Origin of the sequence: Candidatus Skiveiella danica (assembly GCF_022705245.1) — a bacterium.
In the GTDB taxonomy this organism is placed as follows: Bacteria; Pseudomonadota; Gammaproteobacteria; order Burkholderiales; family Burkholderiaceae_C; genus Skiveiella; species Skiveiella danica.
This window is the reverse complement of sequence record NZ_JAKJEW010000002.1, coordinates 61,272-81,765: the sequence shown is the minus strand read 5'-3', so window position 1 is coordinate 81,765 and position 20,494 is coordinate 61,272. Positions and strand designations below refer to the sequence as shown.

Sequence of the window (20,494 nt, the reverse complement as noted above, 5' to 3'; positions counted from 1 at the left end):
TATGACCTGTCGACGCTGGGATCGTGCCAATTTTGTTCGAAAAATGCGCGGGAGCGCCTTTTTTCAGCTCCTCAGCCCCCCACCCGCGTCGCAATGGCCGCGCCCATCTCCTGCGTGCTGGCGTTGCCGCCCAGGTCCGGGGTGCGCGGGCCGGTGATGAGGGCCACCTCGATCGCCTGCACGATGGCGTCGTGCGCCTGGCGGAACCTGGCATCGCCACGGCCCAGGAAGTCCAGCATCAGCGCGCCGGACCAGATCATCGCCACCGGGTTGGCGATGTTCTGGCCATAGATGTCGGGCGCGGAGCCGTGCACCGGCTCGAACAGCGAGGGGAAGTTTCGCTCCGGGTTCAGGTTGGCCGAAGGCGCCAGACCAATGGTGCCGGTGGTGGCCGGCCCCAGGTCCGAGAGGATGTCGCCGAACAGGTTGGACGCCACCACCACGTCGAATCGCCCTGGCTGCAGCACGAAGCGCGCGCTCAGGATGTCGATGTGCTGCTTGTCGACTGTCACCTCGGGGTAGCCCTTGGCCATCGCATCCGCGCGGCCGTCCCACCATGGCATGCTGATGGCGATGCCGTTGCTCTTGGTGGCCACGGTCAGGTGCTTGCGGTTGCGGCTCTGCGCCAGCTCGAAGGCGTACTTCAGCACGCGGTCGGTGCCATGGCGCGAGTAGACCGACTCCTGGATCACGATCTCGCGCTCGGTGCCGGCGTACATCACGCCGCCCAGGTTGGTGTATTCGCCCTCGGTGTTCTCGCGCACCACGAAGTAGTCGATGTCGCCGGCCTTGCGCCCGGCCAGCGGGCAGGGCACGCCCTCGAACAGGCGCACCGGGCGCAGGTTGATGTACTGGTCGAACTCCCGGCGGAACTTCAGCAGCGAGCCCCACAGCGACACATGGTCGGGCACGGTGGCCGGCCAGCCGACGGCGCCGAAGTAGATCGCGTCCATGTCCTGCAGTTGGGCCTTCCAGTCGTCCGGCATCATCTGGCCGTGCTGCAGGTAGTAGTCGCAGTGCGCCCAGTCGAAATGGGTGAATTCGAGTGGCAGGCCGAAGCGGCGCGCGGCGGCTTCGAGCACGCGCAGGCCCTCGGGCATGACCTCGCGGCCGATGCCGTCACCGGCGATGACGGCAATGCGAAGGGGGCGGGTGTCGGGGGTGGAAGCGGTCATGGCGTGGAAGGGGGTCGGTTTCGGATCCCGCCATTGTCATGCGGGCGGCCCGCACTGGCCATCCGTGTTCGCCACATCCAGGCAGACCGATGCGCGAGCACTCAGGGCAGCGGCTCGGCGCCGGCCACCACGCGGCCGTCGACCAGCTCGATCTGCCGGTCGCAGCGTGCGGCCAGGCGCGGGTCGTGGGTGACGATCAGGCAGGCGCTGCCGTGGTCGCGGTTGAACTCGCGCAGCAGGCCGAACACCTCGTCGGCGGAGACTGTGTCCAGATTGCCCGTGGGCTCGTCGGCCAGGATCAGCCGGGGCCTGAGCGACAGCGCCCGCGCAATCGCGACGCGCTGCTGCATGCCGCCCGACAGCTCGCCGGGGCGCTTGGACTCGGCGCCTTTCAGGCCCACGCGCGCCAGGAGCTCGCGCGCCAGGGCCTCGGCCTCGGGCGTGGCCGTGCCGTGGGCGATGATGGACGGCAGCAGCACGTTCTCCAGTGCGGTGAAGGCCGGCAGCAGGTGGTGAAACTGGAACACGAAGCCGATGGTGGCGCCGCGCAGCCGCGTGAGGCCGGCATCGTCCAGCGACTGGGTCTGCTGGTCTGCAATCTCCAGCGTGCCGGCGGTCGGCCGCTCCAGCAGGCCGATGATGTTGAGCAGCGTGCTCTTGCCCGAGCCCGACGGCCCCTTGAGCGCCACGAACTCCGCCTCGCGCAGCGCCAGCGTGATGCCGTGCAGCACCTCGGTCTCGACCGGCGTGCCCACGTTGTAGCTTTTGTGGATGTCGGTGAGCTTCAGGATGGGGGTGGGTGGGGCGGTCATGCGTGGGGGTATTGTGAACGCATGGGTTGTGTTAGCCGGGGTGCGGCCGCGTTGGGGACTTGGGACAGTCGAATGAAATGCGCCAGAAGCGGTTCGACTTGGCGGCTATCGGGCCTGGAGACTGAAAGCGGGTCTACGCCATCGTCTTACCAACAACCCCAGTCGTTGGAGCTTCTTCCTGACGTCGGCAGCAAAAAAAACTTGCCAGATTCCATTGGCGGTTGCCATGTGTCAAAGATCAGAACCGCAATTAGGTGCAACGTTAATGGAAGGAACGATTTTTACTTGGAGGAAATCATGGCCAATCAATCCAAAAACAAATCCTTCGTCACGCCTCGGTGCACTGCAGTAGTCGCGATCTCACTTGCCATGGGAGTATGTCTGACTTCCGTCGCGCCACCTGCCACTGCGCAGACCCTGAAAAAGGTTGCCGACAGCAACAAGATCACCGTGTCATACCGCGAGTCATCGGTGCCTTTCAGCTATTTGATCAGTCCGACCAAGCCGGTAGGCTTCGCCGTCGATTTGACCGAAGCCATCATTGACGATGTGCGCGCGAAGCTCAAGAAAAAAGACCTTGAAGTTGCCTACATCCCGGTGACCGGACAAACCCGCATTCCTTTGCTCGTCAATGGGACTTACGACCTGGAGTGCGGCTCTACCACGAACAACTCCGCGCGGGGCAAGGAGGTGACTTTTGCGATCAGTCATTTCTATACCGGAACCCGCCTTTTGGCGAAGAAATCCTCGGGTATCAAGAACTACGCCGATCTGGCAAACAAGACGGTCGCCACCACCGCTGGAAGCACGAACGAGAAGGTGCTCCGTGCGTACAGTGCAGACAAGAACCTCAACATTCAGATCATCTTGGGCAAAGACTATGAAGATGCCTTGCAGTTGGTCGAAACTGACCGCGCGATGGCATTTGCGATGGACGATATCTTGCTATTCGGCCTGAGGGCAAACTCCAAGAATCCTGGCTCCCTTGAAGTTGTCGGCGATACGCTGCAGGTCGAGCCGTATGGATGCATGCTGCGCAAGGACGATCCGGAGTTCAAGAAGCTCGTTGATGGCACCATTACGCGCCTGATGAAGTCGGGCGAATTCAGCAAGCTGTATGCCAGATGGTTTGAAGCGCCGATTCCGCCAAAAGGTATGGTTCTAGGCATGCCCATGAGTGAGCAGTTGAAAGCCAACATGAAAGCGCTCAGCGACAAACCTGCGCAATAGATGTGCAAATTGATGGCTGGTTTCAATGGTGTTGCGTTCGGCGCTATTTTGGCCACCCCTATCTATTGCGACTGACCAAAGGCGCCAGTGCTGCAGCCCACATGCGAACTCGGCTTTCTAGAACCCAAAGGGGATCACCGGTTTTGGCAGGCTTGGTCAAAATAGCATCGGCGGCAACACCTAGCTTCACTTGGTCGCCGGGGCTAGACCCTCAGTCGGGAAACCCGACCAGTACCGTGAATTGATCTCTCCGCGTAGGGCTGCCACCAGACCCCCGCACTGCCAAGGCGCGCCCTCACGCCCTGATTGCCTGCACCGGGTCCATCCGCGCCGCGCTGCGCGCCGGAATGGCCGCGGCCGCCAGCCCCACGCCACAGGCCACCACGGACGCCAGCAGCACCAGCATCGGGTCCAGCTGCGCGGCGAACATGGCGCTGCCGTCGGGGCTTTTGAACACGTGTGAGAACACCACCAGCAGGCCGTAGGCCAGCGCCGAGCCCAGCGCCGAGCCGACCAGCCCCACCAGCCCGCCCTGCAGCAGAAAGATGGCCATGATGCGGCGCCGCCCCGCGCCCATGGCGCGCAGGATGCCGATCTCGCGCTGCTTCTGCACCACGCTGACCACCAGCACGCTGGAGATGCCCAGGGCCACGATGATCACCACGAAGCTGCGGATCAGGTTGTTCGACACGGTCTGGTTGCTCAGCGCGTTGAGCAGGCCGGAGTTGGTCTGCATCCAGCTGTCGACGGTGAGGCCGGTCTGCGCGCGCAGGGTGTCGGCGACGGCGTCGGCGCCAAACAGGTCGCGCACCGTGAGGTCGATGTTGGACACGCCGCCCGGCAGGTCGAGCAGCGACTGCGCCAGCTTCAGCGTGACGAAGACCCAGCGCCGGTTCAGGTCGCGGTTGCCCATGTCGAACAGGCCGGTGATGTCCAGCGTTTCGCTGCGGCCGGTGGCGCTGGTCACGCGCAGCTTGTCGCCCACGGTCAGGCCCAGGTCGCTGGCCAGGTCGGTGCCGATCAGCGCGCCGGTGCCGGCCACGTCGAAGCGCCCGCGCGTCATGAAGTCGTCCATGCGCACCACGCGGCGGTATTGCTCGGGCTCCACGCCCAGCAGCACCACGCTCTTGTTGCTGTTGCCGCGCGCCGCAAAGGCCGGCCCGCTGACCACCGGCGACACGGCCAGCACGCCGGGCGTGGCGGCGGCCAGCGCGGCGATGCGCTCCCACTGGTCGACGGAGCGCAGGCGCTGTTCGCGCGGCTGCACCAGTGCCGCCACGGCCTGGTCCGTGCGCGGTGTGACCACGCGCTGCGTGGCTTCTTCCAGCGGCTTGATCACCACATGGGCCTGCGAGCCCAGCACCTTGTCGATGATGGTGCCCTGCAGCTGGTTGATGAGCTGGGTGAGAAAGATGATCACCGCCACGCCACCCGTCACGCCGGCCAGGATCAGCGCGCTTTGCATGCGGCCCTCGCGCAGAAAGCGCAGCGCCACCAGCAGCTCGAACGGCATCCAGCGCGCCTGCGAGCTGAGGGCGGGGCGGGTGCGGTGGAAGCTGAATTTCATGCGGGGTGGCGCGGCTAGGTGGTCAGCGCGAGATGAAGGAGGGCACTTCCATGCCTTTTTCCGGTGCCAGGGTCGGGCCGCGGCGCACGCGGTCGCCGGGCAGGGCTTTTTCGGTCTGGGGAATGGCCTCGTCGCCTTCTTTCAGGCCTTCCAGAATTTCCACCGAGCCGATGCCGCGCAGGCCCAGGCGCACCGGCACGCGCACCGCGCGGCCTTGCTGCAGCGCCAGCACCCAGGGCTTTTCACGGTCGGCGTCGCGCACCGAACTCGATGGCAGCACCAGCGCGTCTTTCTTTGAGCCGGCCAGAAGTTCGACCGACACCGTCATGTCCGGCTTCAGGAAGGCGGGCGGCTTGGGCACTTCCAGGCGCACGTCCACCGTGCCGCGTTGCGGGTCCACGGCCGGGGAGACGTAATAGAGCTTGGCGTCGAAGCGCTGGCCCGGGAAGGCGTCGGCCACCGCCTGCGCGGCCATGCCGGGGGTGAGCAGGCGCAGGTGTTTTTCGTCCACGGCCGCGTCGATGCGGGTGTTGCCCTGCGCGGCCAGCGCCAGCAGCGTGCGACCGGGCTGCGCCATGCTGCCGGGCTCCACATTGCGCGCCAGCACCACCGCATCGACCGGGCTGGTGATCTGCAGCCGCGCGAGGCGGGCGGTGGCCACTTCCACCGCGGCCTCGGCCTGCGCCACGCGCGAGGCGGCCATGGCGGGCTCGATGCCGCTGGCCTGGTTGGAGGCGGACTGCACGCGGGCGGACTCCAGCGCGCTGCGCGCGGTGTCCAGCAGGCGCTGTGCGTCGTCAAGCTTCTGTTGCGAGAAGAAGCCTTTGGCCACCAGGTCACGGGTGCGCTCGAAGTCGCGTTCGGCGGCCTTGAAGGTGGCCTCGGCCTGCACCACGGCCTGGCTGGCCACCGGGGCCGACACCGTGGCCTGCTGGGTCGCGCGGCCGCGCGCCTCCACCAGTGCGGCGCGGGCCTGATGCAGGGCGGCGCGCGCTTCGGCGTCGGACAGGCGCACCAGCAAGTCGCCGGCCTTGACGCGGTCGCCCTCGCGCACCTTCACCTCCAGCACGGTGGCGGTCACTTCGCTGCCAATGTCCATTCGCGCCGGTGCGTTGAGCCGGCCCGTGGCCACCACCGACTGCACGATGCCGGTGCGTACCACCGGTGAGACCTGCACCTTGCTGCCGCGTTGACTGGCCCACAGCGCGGCCCCGGCCACGACCAGCACGGCCACCCCGGCGGCGCCCCATTTGAAAAGCGGTTTCATCGGGCAAGCGTAGCAGCAACTCCATGACGGCGACTGTGGGATGGCGAGCAGAGCGATTTTCACGGCACCATCGTCCTTGAGTTGCATCAAGAACCCGTCTACGATGGCCGCTTCGCCAAACCGGAGAACTCGATGGGCATGCTGGACTGGACCGAAAAAAGCGCGGAGGTGCTGCAGCAAGGCGGCGTGATCGGCCCGGACGAACGCCTGCCGTGGCCACAGACCGCGGTGATGGGCGTTCAGCACGTCATCGCGATGTTCGGCGCCACGGTGCTGGCGCCCATCCTCATGGGATTCGACCCCAACATCGCCATCCTGATGAGCGGCATCGGCACGCTGATCTTTTTCGTGGTCACCGGCGGCAAGGTGCCGAGCTACCTCGGGTCGAGCTTTGCCTTCATCGGCGTCGTGATCGCGGCGACGGCCTACGCCGGCAAGGGGCCGAACGCCAACATCGGTGTGGCCCTGGGCGGCATCATCGCCTGCGGCGCGCTGTACACCCTGATCGGCGTGCTGGTGCAGGCCATTGGCACCGACTGGATCGAGCGCTTCATGCCGCCGGTGGTCACCGGCGCCGTGGTGGCCGTGATCGGCCTGAACCTGGCCAGCATCCCGGTCAAGAACATGGCGGCGAGCAATTTCGACAGCTGGATGCAGGTCGTCACCTTCGTCAGCGTGGGCCTGGTGGCGGTGCTGACGCGCGGCATGGTGCAGCGCCTGCTGATCCTGGTCGGCCTGATCGTCGCGACCCTGATCTATGCCGTGCTGACCAACGGGCTGGGAATGGGCAAGCCGATGGACCTGAGCGGTCTATTGAACGCCGCTTGGTTCGGCGCGCCGGCCTTCACCGCGCCCGTGTTCACCGGCAACGCCATGCTGATGATTGCCCCCGTGGCGATCATTCTGCTGGCCGAGAACCTGGGCCACATCAAGGCCGTGACCGCGATGACCGGCAAGAACCTGGACGTCTACATGGGCCGCGCCTTCATCGGCGACGGCATCGCCACGATGGTCTCAGGCAGCGCCGGCGGCACCGGGGTGACCACGTATGCCGAGAACATCGGCGTGATGGCGGCCACCAAGATCTATTCCACCGCCGTGTTCCTGGTGGCGGCGCTGATTGCCGTGCTGCTGGGTTTTTCGCCCAAGTTCGGCGCGGTGATCCAGGTGATTCCGCTGCCGGTGATGGGCGGTGTGTCCATCGTCGTTTTTGGCCTGATCGCCGTGGCCGGCGCCAAGATCTGGGTCGACAACAAGGTCGATTTCTCGCAGAACAAGAACCTGATCGTCGCGGCCATCACGCTGGTGCTGGGCACCGGCGACTTCACGCTGAAGTTCGGCCAGTTCGCGCTGGGCGGCATCGGCACCGCCACCTTCGGCGCGATTCTTTTGTATGCCCTGCTCAACCGCAAGGCCTGAACCTTTTCCCTTTGTCCAACCCACTGTCCTGCAGGAGCCGCCAATGAGCCAGAATCCCCACACCGCCTTTCCGTTGGTTCGCACGCTCGGCGCCGTCGCCGTGTTGCTTGGCCTGGTGGCCTGCGCCGCGCCACGGCCCGACGCATCGGCCACGGCCAACCTGCAGGCCACGCGCGGCAACACCGCCAGCGGCACCGTGCGATTCGTGCAGACCGGCGACAAGGTGCAGGTCACCGGCGAGGTCAAGGGTTTGAAGCCCAACGCCGAGCACGGTTTCCATGTGCATGAGAAGGGCGACTGTTCCAGTGGCGACGGCATGAGCACCGGCGGCCACTTCAACCCCACCACCACGGCGCACGGCCAGCATGGCCAGGGCGCACACCATGTGGGCGACCTGCCCTCGCTGATGGCTGATGCCCAGGGGGTGGCCAAGATCGACTTCACATCGACCACCCTGACGCTCAAGCCCGGCACCACCAGCATCATGGACAAGGGCCTGATCGTGCACCGCGACCCGGACGACTACAAGACGCAGCCGACCGGCAACTCCGGCCCGCGCGTGGCCTGCGGGGTGATCCGCGCGTCCTGAGCCTTGGCGGCGGCGGGCGGCCGGGATAATCCCTGGCCATGACGCCTTACGACGATTTCCTGGCCGCTTTCCCGGACTACGCCACCACCCTCGCCCTGGACGACCTGCGGGCCGCGCAGTTCGCCCGGCTCGACCGTCAGGATCAGGTCTACCTGGACTACACCGGCGGCGGCCTGTATGCCGCCAGCCAGGTGCAGGAGCATGCGGCGATGCTGGCCGAGCAGGTGCTCGGCAATCCGCATTCGGTCAACCCGAGCTCAACGGAGACCACGCGCCGGGTCGAGCAGGCCCGCGCCGCGGTGCTGGATTATTTTGGCGGCACCAAGGACTACACGGCGATCTTCACGCTCAACGCCTCGGGCGCGCTGAAGCTGGTCGGCGAGGCCTACCCGTTTGCGCCGGGTGGCCGGCTTCTGCTGACCGCCGACAACCACAACTCGGTCAACGGCATCCGGGAATTCGCACAGAGCCGCGGGGCCCGGGTGGACTACGCGCCGCTGACCCGCCCCGAGCTGCGCATCGACCAGCCTACGCTGCACGCGCTGCTGGCGCAGGCGGATGCGGGGCAGTCCAACTTGTTCGCATTTCCGGCGCAGTCCAATTTTTCAGGGGTCAAGCACCCGCTCGATCTGGTGGAGACCGCGCGCGCGCAAGGCTGGCACGTGCTGCTGGACGGCGCCGCCTTCGTGCCCACCAGCCGCCTGGACCTGCGCACCGTGTCGCCCGATTTCGTGGTGATGTCGTTCTACAAGATGTTGGGCTACCCCACGGGCGTGGGCTGCCTGCTGGTGCGCAACGAGACGCTCGCCACCTTGCGGCGCCCCTGGTTCGGCGGCGGCACGGTCAACTTTGCCACGGTACAGGGGCGCATGCATGTGCTGTCCGAAGGCGAGGCCGGGTTCGAGGACGGCACGCTGAACTACCTGAGCATTCCGGCGGTGGAAACCGGTCTGCGCCACCTGCAGCGCGTCGGCATCGAGACGATCCAGACGCGCGTGCAGTGCCTGACGGGCTGGCTGATCGCCCAGCTGCTCGCGTTGAAGCATGGCAATGGCCGGCCGATGGTGCGCCTGTACGGGCCGGCCAGCCAGGACATGCGCGGCGGCACGCTCACCCTGAATTTCTACGACCCGAACGGGCACCTCGTGGACTACCGCCGCATCGAAGAGCTGGCGGCACAGGCGCGCATCTCGCTGCGCACGGGGTGCTTCTGCAATCCCGGCGCCGGCGAGGCGGCCGAGGACCTGGACGAAGGCGATATGCGCGCGGCCATCGAGCAGGCGGGCCGCGAGATCAACCTGCAGCGCTTCCTGCACGTCATGCAGGCGCGCGGCGGCAAGACCGCCGGCGCGATCCGCGTCTCCACCGGCCTGGCCAGCAACTTTGCCGATGTCGAGCGGTTCATGCGCTTTGCCGAAGGGTTCAGGGACCAGACCGCGCTGACCGTTGGCACGGTCTCCTTCGACATCGAGTCCTGCCGCGTGGTGCGCGACGGGGGTTGATTGGTTAAGGCTGACCGGCGCCCCTCAAAACAGTCCTCTTTTCATAGCGGATATCGGCCATTTGACGCTGGGAAACGGGCAAAATCATGCACCAAATTGGCGCCTGAAGGCCCAGAAACAGACGACTGAGGGTTTACCCTAATTTTTGACCGAAGTCATGCTAGGATGCGGCCTTGTTGAGGTGCGGTCCGTGCCGCGTCCGCCGCTTTGTCAAAGGTCTTTCTGTCATGCCCCTGTCCGATCGTGTGCTTCATCCGGGCCTTCGCCGCAAGATCATGTCCGCTGAGGCGGCGGCCGCCTTGATTCCGGCCGGCGCGAATGTCGGCACCAGCGGCTTCACGGGGGCCGGCTACCCGAAAGCGGTGCCGCAAGCGCTGGCGCAGCGCATCAAGCTGCTGCACGCAGACGGCGAGGATTTCCAGATCGGCCTGTGGACCGGCGCCTCGACCGCGCCCGAGCTCGACGGCGCACTGGCCAAGGTGCATGGCATCGAGATGCGCCTGCCCTACCAGTCCGACCCGGCGGTGCGCAAACAGATCAACAACGGGCAGATGCAGTACACCGACATCCATCTGTCGCATGTGGCGCAGTTCGTGTGGTTCGGCTTTCTCGGCCACCTGGACGTGGCGGTGATCGAGGTGGCGGGCATCCTGCCCGACGGCCGGCTGATCCCGTCGTCTTCGGTGGGCAACAACAAGACCTGGCTGGACCAGGCCGACGCCATCATTCTGGAGGTCAACACCAGCCAGAACCCGGCGCTGGAGGGCATGCACGACATCTACTACGGCACCGAGCTGCCGCCGTACCGCATTCCGATCCCGCTGCTGCAGCCGGGCGACCGCATCGGCGAGCCCTACCTGCGCTGCGACCCCGACAAGGTGATCGCCGTGGTGCACACCGACCTGCCCGACCGCAGCAACCAGTTTGCGCCACCGGATGAGAACTCCCAGGCCATCGCCGGCCACATCATCGAGTTCCTGCAGCACGAGGTGAAGCACGGCCGCCTGCCCAAGGATCTGCTGCCGCTGCAATCCGGCGTGGGCAACATCGCCAACGCGGTGCTGGCTGGCCTGAACGACGGCCCGTTCAGGAACCTGACCGCCTTCACCGAGGTGCTGCAGGACGGCATGCTGGACATGCTGCGCTCGGGCACGCTGGCCATGGCGTCAGCCACCGCGCTCTCGCTCAGCGACGAAGCCACCGCAGACTTCAACGCCAACATCGGCTTCTACCGCGACCGCATCGTGCTGCGCTCTCAGGAGATGAGCAACCACCCCGAGCTGATCCGCCGCCTGGGCCTGATCGCGATGAACGCGATGATCGAGGCCGACATCTACGGCAACGTCAACTCGACCCACGTGATGGGCTCCAGCATGATGAACGGCATCGGCGGCTCCGGCGACTTCGCGCGCAACGCCTACCTGTCGATCTTCATGACGCCCTCGGTGGCCAAGGGCGGTTCGATCTCGTGCATCGTGCCCATGGTCTCGCACGTGGACCACACCGAGCATGACGTCCAGGTGATCGTGACCGAGCAGGGTCTGGCTGACCTGCGCGGCCTGTCGCCGACCCAGCGCGCGCGCCTGATCGTGGAGCGCTGTGCGCACCCGGACTACCGGCCCGCGCTGCTGGATTACATGGAGCGTGCGCAGCGCGAGTCCCTGGGCCAGCACACGCCGCACCTGCTGGACGACGCGCTGGGCTGGCACTCAGGCTACCTGAAGACCGGCAGCATGATGGCGGCCTGACAGCCTCAGCGCCGGCCGTTCGCGGTCATCGGCGGGCGCGGGGCTGGGACAATGGCGCTTTCATGAAAACTGGAAGCGCTCCCATGTCCCTTTGGAAACAAGCCGTCTCGATCGACGTCCTTCACGCCATCCACGTCGACACCGCGGTGGCCCGCCTGGGCATTGAATTCCTGGAAGTCGGCGAAGATTTCATTCGCGCCCGCGTGCCGGTCAACACCCACACCCGCCAGCCCTACGGCCTGCTGCACGGCGGCGTGAGCGTGGTGCTGGCCGAAACCCTGGGATCCTGCGGCGCCGCGTTTACCTTGCCTGAGGGTTACCGTGCCGTCGGCCTGGACATCAACGCCAACCACCTGCGTGGTGCCACCAGCGGCTGGGTCACCGGCATTGCAAGGCCGGTCCACGTGGGCCGCACCACCCAGGTCTGGCAGATTGAGTTGACCAATGACGCCGGCGAACTGACCTGCGTCTCGCGCATCACGATGGCGGTGTTGGCGCCGAAAAACTGACGATTTTGGCCATAGCCCAGCGTGGAAACGTCGGTTTGTGCTATGAAAAAGATAGCGTCATTCGCGATCGGAGCGATCGATCGGATCGCCCGGCGTGGCTGCATTCCAGCGAAAAAAGTCAAAAGCGGAGCACCCGCTTACGCAGATTCACTTACTAGGGTTTTCCCCTGACGGGCACTACAATCGGCCACCCCAACCCGACAAGACAGGCGGCCCGGCCACCCCGGACCCACCTGCGCAGGAGACAAGAATGCCCGCCGAAAACGAAAAAGCCGAAGAAAAACGCGCCCAGTTGCGCCGCGCTGCTCTCGAATACCACGAGTTTCCCACCCCCGGGAAGATCTCCATCGCGGCCACCAAGCAGTTGGTCAACCAGCACGACCTGGCGCTCGCGTACTCGCCCGGTGTGGCCGCGCCATGCGAGGAAATCGCCCGCGACCCCTCCACCGCATTCAAATACACCAGCCGCGGTAATCTGGTCGGCGTGGTGACCAACGGCACGGCCGTGCTGGGGCTGGGCGACATCGGCCCGCTGGCGAGCAAGCCGGTGATGGAAGGCAAGGGCGTTCTGTTCAAGAAGTTCTCGGGCATCGATGTGTTCGACATCGAGATCAACGAGAAAGACCCGGACAAGCTGGTGGAGATCATCGCCGCGCTGGAGCCCACCTTCGGCGGCATCAACCTGGAAGACATCAAGGCGCCCGACTGCTTCTACGTCGAACGCAAGCTGCGCGAGCGCATGAAGATCCCGGTCTTCCATGACGACCAGCACGGCACCGCCATCGTGGTGGGCGCCGCCATCCTCAATGGCCTGAAGGTCGCTGGCAAGGACCCGAAAAAGATCAAGCTGGTGACCTCCGGTGCTGGCGCCGCCGCGCTGGCCTGCCTGGGCCTGCTGGTCAAGCTGGGCATCCCGCGCGAAGCCATCTGGGTGACGGATCTTGCCGGCGTGGTCTACGAGGGCCGCACCGAGTTGATGGACGAGGACAAGATCCAGTTCGCGCAGAAGACCGAGGCCCGCACGCTGGCCGAAGTGATCCAGGGCGCGGATGTGTTCCTGGGCCTTTCCGCCGGCGGCGTGCTCAAGCAGGACATGGTGCGCGGCATGGCCGAGCGGCCGCTGATCTTTGCGCTGGCGAATCCCACGCCGGAAATCATGCCCGACCTCGTCAAGGCCGTGCGCGATGACGCCATCATGGCCACCGGGCGCACCGATTTCCCGAACCAGGTCAACAATGTCCTGTGTTTCCCCTACATCTTCCGCGGCGCGCTGGACGCCGGAGCCTCCACCATCACGCTGGAGATGGAATTGGCGGCCGTGCACGCGATCGCCGAGCTGGCGCAGGCCGAGCAGAGCGAGGTGGTGGCGGTGGCCTATGCGGGCCAGCAGCTGGCGTTTGGCCCGGAATACCTGATTCCGAAGCCGTTTGATCCTCGCCTCATGATGAAGATCGCGCCGGCCGTGGCCAAGGCCGCGGCGGACAGCGGCGTGGCCCTGCGCCCGATCGCCGACATGGACGCCTACCGACAGCGGCTGCAGAGTTTTGTGTATGCCTCCGGCACGATGATGAAACCGATTTTTCTGGCGGCCAAGCGCGCGCAGAAGAAGCGCGTCGCCTATGCCGAAGGCGAGGAAGAGCGCGTGCTGCGCGCGGCCCAGATCGTGGTGGACGAAGGCGTGGCCCGCCCGACCTTGATCGGGCGCCCGGCCGTGATCGCCAAGCGCATCGAGAAATTCGGCCTGCGCCTGAAGGAGGAGCTGGACTACGATGTGGTCAACGTCGAGCTGGACCCGCGCTACCGCGACTTCTGGCAGACCTATCACCGCATGACCGAGCGCAAGGGCATCACCGAGCAGATGGCCAAGATCGAAATGCGCCGGCGCCTGTCGCTGATCGGCGCGATGCTGCTGCACAAGGGCGAGGTCGATGGCCTGATCTGCGGCACCTGGGGCAGCACCGGACTGCATCTGGAATACATCGATCAGGTCATTGGCAAGCGAACGGGCGTGCACACCTATGCGGCGATGAACGGCCTGATGCTGCCGGGTCGCCAGGTGTTCCTGGTGGACACGCATATCAATTACGACCCCAGCGCCGAACAACTGGCCGAGATCACGATGCTGGCCGCCGAGGAAATGATGCGCTTTGGCCTGCGGCCCAAGGCAGCCCTGTTGTCGCATTCCAACTTCGGCTCATCCAGCCAACCGAGCGCGCTGAAGATGCGCCGCGTGCTGGAGTTGCTGAAAGCCCAGGCCCCCTGGCTGGAAGTGGACGGGGAGATGCACGGCGATGTGGCCCTGGACGGCGCGGCGCGCCAGGCCCTGATGCCCAACAGCACCCTGATGGGCGACGCCAATTTGCTGGTGCTGCCCAATATCGACGCGGCCAACATCTCCTACAACCTGCTCAAGACTGCCGCGGGTGGCAATATCGCCATCGGGCCGGTGCTGCTCGGGGCCGCGAAACCGGTGCACATCCTCACCGCCAGCACCACGGTGCGGCGCATCGTGAACATGACGGCATTGACGGTGGCGGACGCCAATGTGGCACGTTGAGGCCCAGCCAATTAGCAAGCACTAACTTACTGCAGGCGCGTTTCTGAATGAAATGCCCATTTTTTGGGCATCCGCTTGCTTTTTCTGCGTGGTTCGGTCACACTACGGCCTGAAATTTCGGGGTTTACCCGGAGTTCTCACCAAGTGTATTTCCATGTTGCGAGCTGCATTCGTCCACAAGTACAAGCTATTGCTCGCAGGTGGCCTGCTGTTGGGCAGTCTGGCAAGCCCTGTTTTGGTGCATGCCCGGCAGTCAACGTCGGCAGATGCCGTTGCGGTCATTGCCGTGGCGGAACTGCCTGCGCAGGGTCGCCAGACGCTTCAGCTGATCCGGGATGGCGGGCCGTTTCCTTATGAGAAGGACGGCACGGTGTTCGGGAATCGGGAGCGCCTGCTGCCCGCCAAACAGCGCGGCTATTACCTGGAATACACGGTGAAAACGCCGGGTTCGCGAAATCGGGGAGCGCGACGCATCGTGTGTGGCGGTCAACCGCGCACACCGGATGCCTGTTATTACACCGGCGACCATTACGCCAGTTTCCGGCGGATTGTCGAATGAGGGTGTTGAGTTCCGAGAAGTCCGGCCCCCAGGGTCGCAACCAGTTTTATTGACTATTAAGAAAGAGCAGCGGAGATGGATACGCCACTTCGTAACGTGAGAACCAATATCGTGCAGTCGATTCGCGCCTTCCGCGTGAGCGACCTGCAGGAGGCCGCACAGGGGCTGGGTCATCACTTTTTATACGCCAACCTGTCGTCTGCCCAGAGCAAGCAGGACGTGCTGGACCTCATCGCCCAGCAATTCACGTTTCCAGCCCACTTCGGCAAGAATTTCGACGCCTTGTACGACTCGATGACGGACCCGTTGCACAAGTCGGGCCCCCAGCCGGGCTTCATCGTGGTGCTGGAGCAGGTACCGGCCAACGGCAAGTTCGACAAGGAAGCGCGCGAGCAGCTGCTCGACATCTTCCGGGATGCCGCCGACTACTGGGGCGAGCGAAAAGTCCCGTTTAGGTGCTTCTATTCTTTTCTGTAGCCCGTTCCGCACAAACCAGCCAAGCGGAACGGGCTAACGAGGCAAAGGGCGAGGCCGCCAGCGGCCCAGCCGAGGGCATCGAACTGATGACCGAAAACGGAGAAAAAATGCCCACCAGCCTGCTGGTGGACATCACACCGCAGGCGCTGCGCATGAGCAGCCCCTTCAATGCGGGTTACTGGCTCACGGCCGCCTGAGCGGCCGGGAACCTGATTCATTCGCCAGGTTGGCCGAGGAATTGGCCTGTGTCTGAAGCCCGCCCGGATGGCGGGCTTTTTATTTGGCCGGCTCGCGATGGGCCCGTTGCCGGCGGACCTACGCCGGTGTGGCCAGGGCCAAGGCCACATACTCGGCCACGGGCACCTCTTCCGCGCGCCGCTGCACGTCAAAGCGTCCGCTCAAGCCTTGGGCGTCGAGCCAGCGGCCAAGGGTGTGCCGCAGCAGTTTGCGGCGCTGGCTGAAGGCCACCTGCACGATCTCGCTCAGGCGCGCCACATCCACCTGTGCCGGCGCGGCGTGCGGCACCATCCGCACCACGGCACTGTCCACGCGCGGGGGCGGATCGAAGCTTTCCGGCGGCACGAACAGCACGTTTTCCATGTCATAGCGCCACTGCAGCATCACCGAGAGCCGGCTGTAGTCGCTGGTACCCGGCTGTGCCACCATGCGGTCGATGACTTCCTTCTGGAGCATGAAGTGCTGGTCCTCGATCATGTCCACATGCCGCAGCAAGTGAAACAGGATGGGCGTGGAGATGTTGTAGGGCAGGTTCCCGACGACTCTGAGCTTTGTAGCGCCCGACGGCCGCTCGATGCTGGAGAAGTCCACCTTCAGGACGTCGGACTCGATCACGGAAAGCTGCGGGTGGGCGCGCAGCCGGGCCGCCAGGTCGCGGTCGAGCTCGATCACCGTCAAGTGCCCCAGACGCTCGACCAGGGGCTGAGTCAGTGCGGCCAGGCCGGGCCCGATTTCCACCATGGCCTGCCCCGGCCGGGGATCAATGGCGCGGACGATGGCATCGATGATGCCGCTGTCGGTCAGGAAATGCTGGCCGAAGCGCTTGCGCGGAATGTGTTTCATCAGGCTGCCGCCCGGCCACCCCAAGCAGGGCGAGCCCCCTTGGGGGGCTGAAGGCTGCGGCTCCAAGCTCGCCCGCGCGGGCTTGGACAGCCTGAAGAGGAGCTGCCTCTGGCGGCTCCGCGGCCTGCAAGGCGCGAAGCACACGCAGTGCCAAGCGTGGGGGCCAATACCTTCACTGCGGCGGCTCGCGGAACTCGACATAGGCGCGGGCGCGCACGTCCTGGGCCCAGGTCAGGTAGGCTTCTTCCATCTTCTTTTCCCGCACCAGGCCGCGCACGATCTCGCGCTGCTCGCGCGGGCTGAGTTGGCTTTCACGCCGTTCGGTCAGCTGGATCAGGTGGACACCGAAGCGCGAAACCACGGGCGGACTGATCTGACCGGGCGCCAGCTTGTTCATGGCCTCTTCGAACTCAGGCACGAACTGTCCAGGGCTGACCCAGCCCAGATCGCCTCCCTCGCGGGCACTGCCGTCCTGGGAATTCTCGCGGGCCAAGGTGGCGAAATCGGCCTGGCCAGCCACGATCCGGCGCCGGAAGTCCGCGAGACGCTCGGTCGCTGCCGACTCGCTCAGTTGGGCGCTGGGGCGCAACAGGATGTGCCGGGCACGGCTTTGGGTGACGGTCATCGCGGGCAGGCTGCCCTGGCGACGCTCCAGCACTTTCAGTACATGGAAGCCCGCACCGGAGCGCACCGGCTCGGAGACACCGCCCTTGGGAAGCCCGCGGGTGGCCTCCACGAAAAGGGCGGGGTACCGGTCCGCCGCGCGCAGGCCCAGCTGGCCGGCGTTGCGGGCGCGGTCGGGGGCGTCGGAGAACTCCTTGACCAGCGCGGTGAAATCCTCGCCGGCGCGGGCGCGCTTCGCGATGCTTTCCGCGCGGGCCTGCAGCGTGGCGACCTGGGACGGCTCCGCATTCTCCGGAACCGCCACCAGCACCATGCCCAGGTCAATTTCGGCATTGGCCTGGTCGGCGCCGCCCTGCTTTTCCAGGATGAACTGGTCGATGTCGACCTCGGTGACGCGGGCCTTGGCTTCCAGTTCGCGCTCGCGCACCTTGGTCAGCAGGATCTGGTCGCGCAGGTCTTCCCGAAACTGGCTGACCGACATTCCGTCCTGGGTCAAGCGACGGCGCAACTCCGTCACGGTGATCTGGTTCTGGCTGGCAATCGCAAGCTCGGCCTGATCCACCGCGGCGTCGTCCACCTTGATGCCGGCCTCGCGGGCGAGCTGCACCTGGGACTTCTCGTTGATCATGCGTTCCAGCACCTGGCGCGCGAGCACGTCACGCGGCGGCAGCGCGCCACCCTGCTGGGCGAGCTGCTGCTCGGTGCGGACCAGCTTGGCCAGGACCTCGTTGTTGGTGATGGGTTCGCTGTTGACCACGACCACGATGAAGTCCGCCTGGCGGGGTCCGGTGCTGGCGGGCCGCGCGTTCAGGCTGCTGCCCAGGCCGGAGGAACCCAACCCGCTGGCCCCCAGGCTGCCCGACGGGCGCAGGCCTTGTGCCGTCGCGGTCGCCGGCAGCAACGCGGTCACCAGCAACGCGCTCGCCAGGACGCCCTGTCCGATTTTGCGGGTCGGTACGGTCATGGCAAGAAGGCCCGGTTGTTTCTTAGTCATAGTTGCTGAAGCGGCTGGGGGTGGTGGTTTGATCCCGTAGGTACTGGTAGCGCGAGATATGGTCCCGAAGGGTTTTGAGCGGACTGGTTCCGAGGCGCGAAAAACCAACGAGTTCAAGCTGCATGGTGATGTTCGTGTTGGCCGACGAGGTGCTGGTCTGCAGGCGGCTGACCACGATGCGCGTGAGCCAGCAACCGGCGTCGTATTCAAACCCGAGCAACGCGTCCGTCAGCTGGCGATTCATCAGGCTGTAGCTCATGCGTCCCACGGTGTACCAGCGGCCCGGGCCCTGCCCTTTGCCTTTGCCCAGTTCCAGGCCTGTGTCGCCCCACAGATCGTTGATCGGCCACTGCCAGCCGACATCCAGTGTTTCGCTGGTACCCGCCTGCAACCGGTACGCCGCATTGAATACCCGGTAATTGCCCGGATTGTAGGTCCCGCCCACGGTCGTGCGCACCGAACTGGCCGTCTTGGCGTCGAACTCGATGAACGCGCGCGCGCTCCAGCGCGGGTCCCAGTTGACGATCCCACCCACCAGGATGTCGCTCCACCCGGTGGGCACCGGCGCCTGCCCGGGCAATGTGACCTGTTGGGCGGAAAAACGCAGCCGGTTGGCAATGCCTAACTGCGCGGCCTGGGCGCCGGTGGCCGGATCCAGCAGCCGGGTCGACAGGCCCAGGGTCAGCAGGTTGTTGTCGGCGATGCGGTCGTTGCCGGCATAGGAGTTTTCCTGGTAGATGGTGGTGAAGTTGTAGTCGAAGCTGGTCGTGTCGTAATTCGGCAGGTAGTTCTGGTTGCGATACGGCGTATAGACATAGAAGGCGCGCGGCTCCAGCGTCTGGCGCAGGTCGCGGCCGAAATAGCTGGTGTCGCGCTCGAAGATCAGGCCGCTGTCCAGGCTGACCGTCGGAACGGTCACGTTGGCCCGCGCGTCGCCGTTGCTCAAGTTGCCGTCGAAGGCGTAGTTGGTCGCTTGAAGCATCAGTTTCGGCGTGACGAACGCGCCCGGCTGAATCCAGGGCCGGCTCACTTGCGCAGCGACGAAAGCCCGCTGGCCATTGGGCTGACCGGTCAACGAGGGCACCGACTCAAACTTCGTGTAGTCGGCGTTGACGCTGTAGTCGAACCCGGCGCCGGCACTGCCACCGTAGCGCGCGGTCAGCTGTGGCATGCGGTTGTACGGCGGCGTGATCGGTGCGGAGCTGTCCTGCAGCGTCTGCCAGTACAGAGCGCGTGCGGCGGCCGAAAACCCGCCCTGGCTCCAAGTGAGGTTGGCATCGCTCGGCAACAGGCGCGTGGTCAGCGAGGTGCTGACCCGGGTGAAGTCTTTCCAGTAGTTGTCATCGCTGACCCGGTTCAGGTTGAGGTTCAGTCCCATGCCGCCGGGCAGGGTGCCGTTGTGAACGGCCGCAAACCCCCAGCGTTTTTCGTCGCGCAGGCGGTCCCAGGGCATGTAGTTGCCCCAGATCTGGCCCTGGTAGGGTGCCTCCAGGTAGCGGAATTCACCGGCCAGGTCGACGCCTCGCTTTGACATCAGCGTGCCCCACACCGTGGCATCGCGGTTTGGCGCCAGGTTCAGGTAGTACGGCTGAGAGACCTCGACACCGTTGACGTTGCCCAGCCCGATGATCGGCGTGAGAAAGCCGGACTTGCGCTTGCTGCTCAGGGGAAAGCTGATCTCCGGAATGGGCAGGATCGGGATGTCCATGAAGCGCAGCGTCGCGCCTTCGGCAACGCCCGTTTCATCCTCGTTGTCGATGTTGATGCGCTGGGCCTTGAGCACCCAGTCCGGCAGCCATTCCGGGCCTCCGTCCCGCCTGCAGGTGCTGTAGCGGGCGTTGTGCAGGATGGCGTGCTTGTCGTCCAGGAAGTCCATGCGCTCGGCATCACCCTGTGCGCCGTTGCGAAGCAGGTCGAAGGTTGGCTTTGTCAGATACCCGCGGAAAGCTTCGACCTCCAGTTCGGCCTCGGGCGCCTGGTACACGTTGCCTTCGCGATTGATGCGCACGTTTCCGCGCGCCCGCGCGGTGTCGTCAGGCAGGGTGTATTGCAGCCAGTCGCCACGCAGCACGGTGGAGCGGTTGCGCAACTCGGCCTGGCCTTCGATGACCACCCGCTCATCGATCTGGCCGTTCAGGCTATCGCCGGACAGAAAGGTGGGCATGTCCCGGCGCACCAGGCTGGGGATTCTTTCTTCCAGCAGCGGTGTGCGGCGCAGCTTCATCGCATCGACGTCGGCGCCCTGAGCCCAGGCCACGCCCTCCAGCAAGCCGGCCACCAGGACGGCCACAGGGGTCCGTCGGCAGGGCGATCTTGGCTTCGGGGGCTTCATCGAGGGCGGCAAGGGGGCAGTCGTCAAACGGGAAGGGCCGGCTCTCGGTCGGA

Annotated in this window: 16 protein-coding genes; 9 read left to right on the top strand and 7 right to left on the bottom strand. The window is 65.4% G+C overall.

What is annotated here, in order from left to right:
• Window positions 1-71: 71 nt before the first annotated feature.
• Entirely contained in the window at window positions 72-1,175 is a 1,104-nt protein-coding gene (locus ACMUOY_RS01540; protein ID WP_413890379.1) for an isocitrate/isopropylmalate dehydrogenase family protein, read from the bottom strand.
• 101 nt (window positions 1,176-1,276) lie between these two features.
• On the bottom strand, window positions 1,277-1,987 hold the full coding sequence (locus ACMUOY_RS01535; protein WP_413890377.1) for an ABC transporter ATP-binding protein: 711 nt from the start codon (window positions 1,985-1,987) through the stop codon (window positions 1,277-1,279).
• Between the two features lie 369 nt (window positions 1,988-2,356).
• Here ACMUOY_RS01535 and ACMUOY_RS01530 point away from each other — a divergent pair, with 369 nt between their 5' ends.
• Complete coding sequence (locus ACMUOY_RS01530; protein ID WP_413890649.1) at window positions 2,357-3,217, top strand: transporter substrate-binding domain-containing protein; 861 nt, start codon at window positions 2,357-2,359, stop codon at window positions 3,215-3,217.
• Between the two features lie 295 nt (window positions 3,218-3,512).
• On the opposite strand, the gene ACMUOY_RS01525 is transcribed toward ACMUOY_RS01530, so the two are convergent.
• Together ACMUOY_RS01525 and ACMUOY_RS01520 are read right to left on the bottom strand one after the other, a co-directional pair.
• A complete protein-coding gene (locus tag ACMUOY_RS01525) occupies window positions 3,513-4,784 on the bottom strand; it encodes an ABC transporter permease (protein WP_413890375.1) in 1,272 nt (423 codons plus the stop codon).
• 22 nt (window positions 4,785-4,806) lie between these two features.
• Window positions 4,807-6,051, bottom strand: coding sequence for an efflux RND transporter periplasmic adaptor subunit (locus ACMUOY_RS01520; RefSeq protein WP_413890373.1), 1,245 nt, complete (start codon window positions 6,049-6,051; stop codon window positions 4,807-4,809).
• Between the two features lie 132 nt (window positions 6,052-6,183).
• Between ACMUOY_RS01520 and ACMUOY_RS01515 the strand changes: the two genes are divergently transcribed.
• The 8 genes from ACMUOY_RS01515 (at window position 6,184) to ACMUOY_RS01480 (ending at window position 15,411) form a co-directional block, all read left to right on the top strand.
• Window positions 6,184-7,470, top strand: a complete 1,287-nt coding sequence (locus tag ACMUOY_RS01515; RefSeq protein WP_413890647.1) for a solute carrier family 23 protein — start codon at window positions 6,184-6,186, stop codon at window positions 7,468-7,470.
• A 43-nt stretch (window positions 7,471-7,513) separates the two neighbouring features.
• Window positions 7,514-8,059 (top strand): superoxide dismutase family protein, encoded by a 546-nt coding sequence (locus tag ACMUOY_RS01510; protein WP_413890371.1) that lies wholly within the window; start codon window positions 7,514-7,516, stop codon window positions 8,057-8,059.
• Between the two features lie 38 nt (window positions 8,060-8,097).
• Window positions 8,098-9,561, top strand: coding sequence for an aminotransferase class V-fold PLP-dependent enzyme (locus ACMUOY_RS01505; protein WP_413890369.1), 1,464 nt, complete (start codon window positions 8,098-8,100; stop codon window positions 9,559-9,561).
• Between the two features lie 227 nt (window positions 9,562-9,788).
• Window positions 9,789-11,309, top strand: coding sequence for an acetyl-CoA hydrolase/transferase family protein (locus ACMUOY_RS01500; RefSeq protein ID WP_413890367.1), 1,521 nt, complete (start codon window positions 9,789-9,791; stop codon window positions 11,307-11,309).
• 83 nt (window positions 11,310-11,392) lie between these two features.
• On the top strand, window positions 11,393-11,818 hold the full coding sequence (locus tag ACMUOY_RS01495; RefSeq protein WP_413890365.1) for a hotdog fold thioesterase: 426 nt from the start codon (window positions 11,393-11,395) through the stop codon (window positions 11,816-11,818).
• Window positions 11,819-12,068: 250 nt separating this feature from the next.
• Entirely contained in the window at window positions 12,069-14,375 is a 2,307-nt protein-coding gene (locus ACMUOY_RS01490; RefSeq protein ID WP_413890363.1) for an NADP-dependent malic enzyme, read from the top strand.
• A 154-nt stretch (window positions 14,376-14,529) separates the two neighbouring features.
• Window positions 14,530-14,934, top strand: coding sequence for a ribonuclease domain-containing protein (locus ACMUOY_RS01485; RefSeq protein ID WP_413890361.1), 405 nt, complete (start codon window positions 14,530-14,532; stop codon window positions 14,932-14,934).
• Window positions 14,935-15,009: 75 nt separating this feature from the next.
• The gene (locus ACMUOY_RS01480; protein ID WP_413890359.1) at window positions 15,010-15,411 is read left to right on the top strand and encodes a barstar family protein; all 402 of its coding nucleotides are present in this window, start codon (window positions 15,010-15,012) and stop codon (window positions 15,409-15,411) included.
• A 315-nt stretch (window positions 15,412-15,726) separates the two neighbouring features.
• Here ACMUOY_RS01480 and rsmA read toward each other — a convergent pair whose 3' ends face one another.
• The 3 genes from rsmA to ACMUOY_RS01465 all read right to left on the bottom strand — a co-directional run bounded on the left by rsmA (window position 15,727) and on the right by ACMUOY_RS01465 (window position 20,441).
• The gene (gene rsmA, locus ACMUOY_RS01475) at window positions 15,727-16,491 is read right to left on the bottom strand and encodes a 16S rRNA (adenine(1518)-N(6)/adenine(1519)-N(6))-dimethyltransferase RsmA (protein WP_413890357.1); all 765 of its coding nucleotides are present in this window, start codon (window positions 16,489-16,491) and stop codon (window positions 15,727-15,729) included.
• Between the two features lie 172 nt (window positions 16,492-16,663).
• Window positions 16,664-18,079 (bottom strand): peptidylprolyl isomerase, encoded by a 1,416-nt coding sequence (locus ACMUOY_RS01470; RefSeq protein WP_413890355.1) that lies wholly within the window; start codon window positions 18,077-18,079, stop codon window positions 16,664-16,666.
• Between the two features lie 22 nt (window positions 18,080-18,101).
• The gene (locus ACMUOY_RS01465) at window positions 18,102-20,441 is read right to left on the bottom strand and encodes an LPS-assembly protein LptD (protein WP_413890353.1); all 2,340 of its coding nucleotides are present in this window, start codon (window positions 20,439-20,441) and stop codon (window positions 18,102-18,104) included.
• Between the last annotated feature and the right edge of the window lie 53 nt (window positions 20,442-20,494).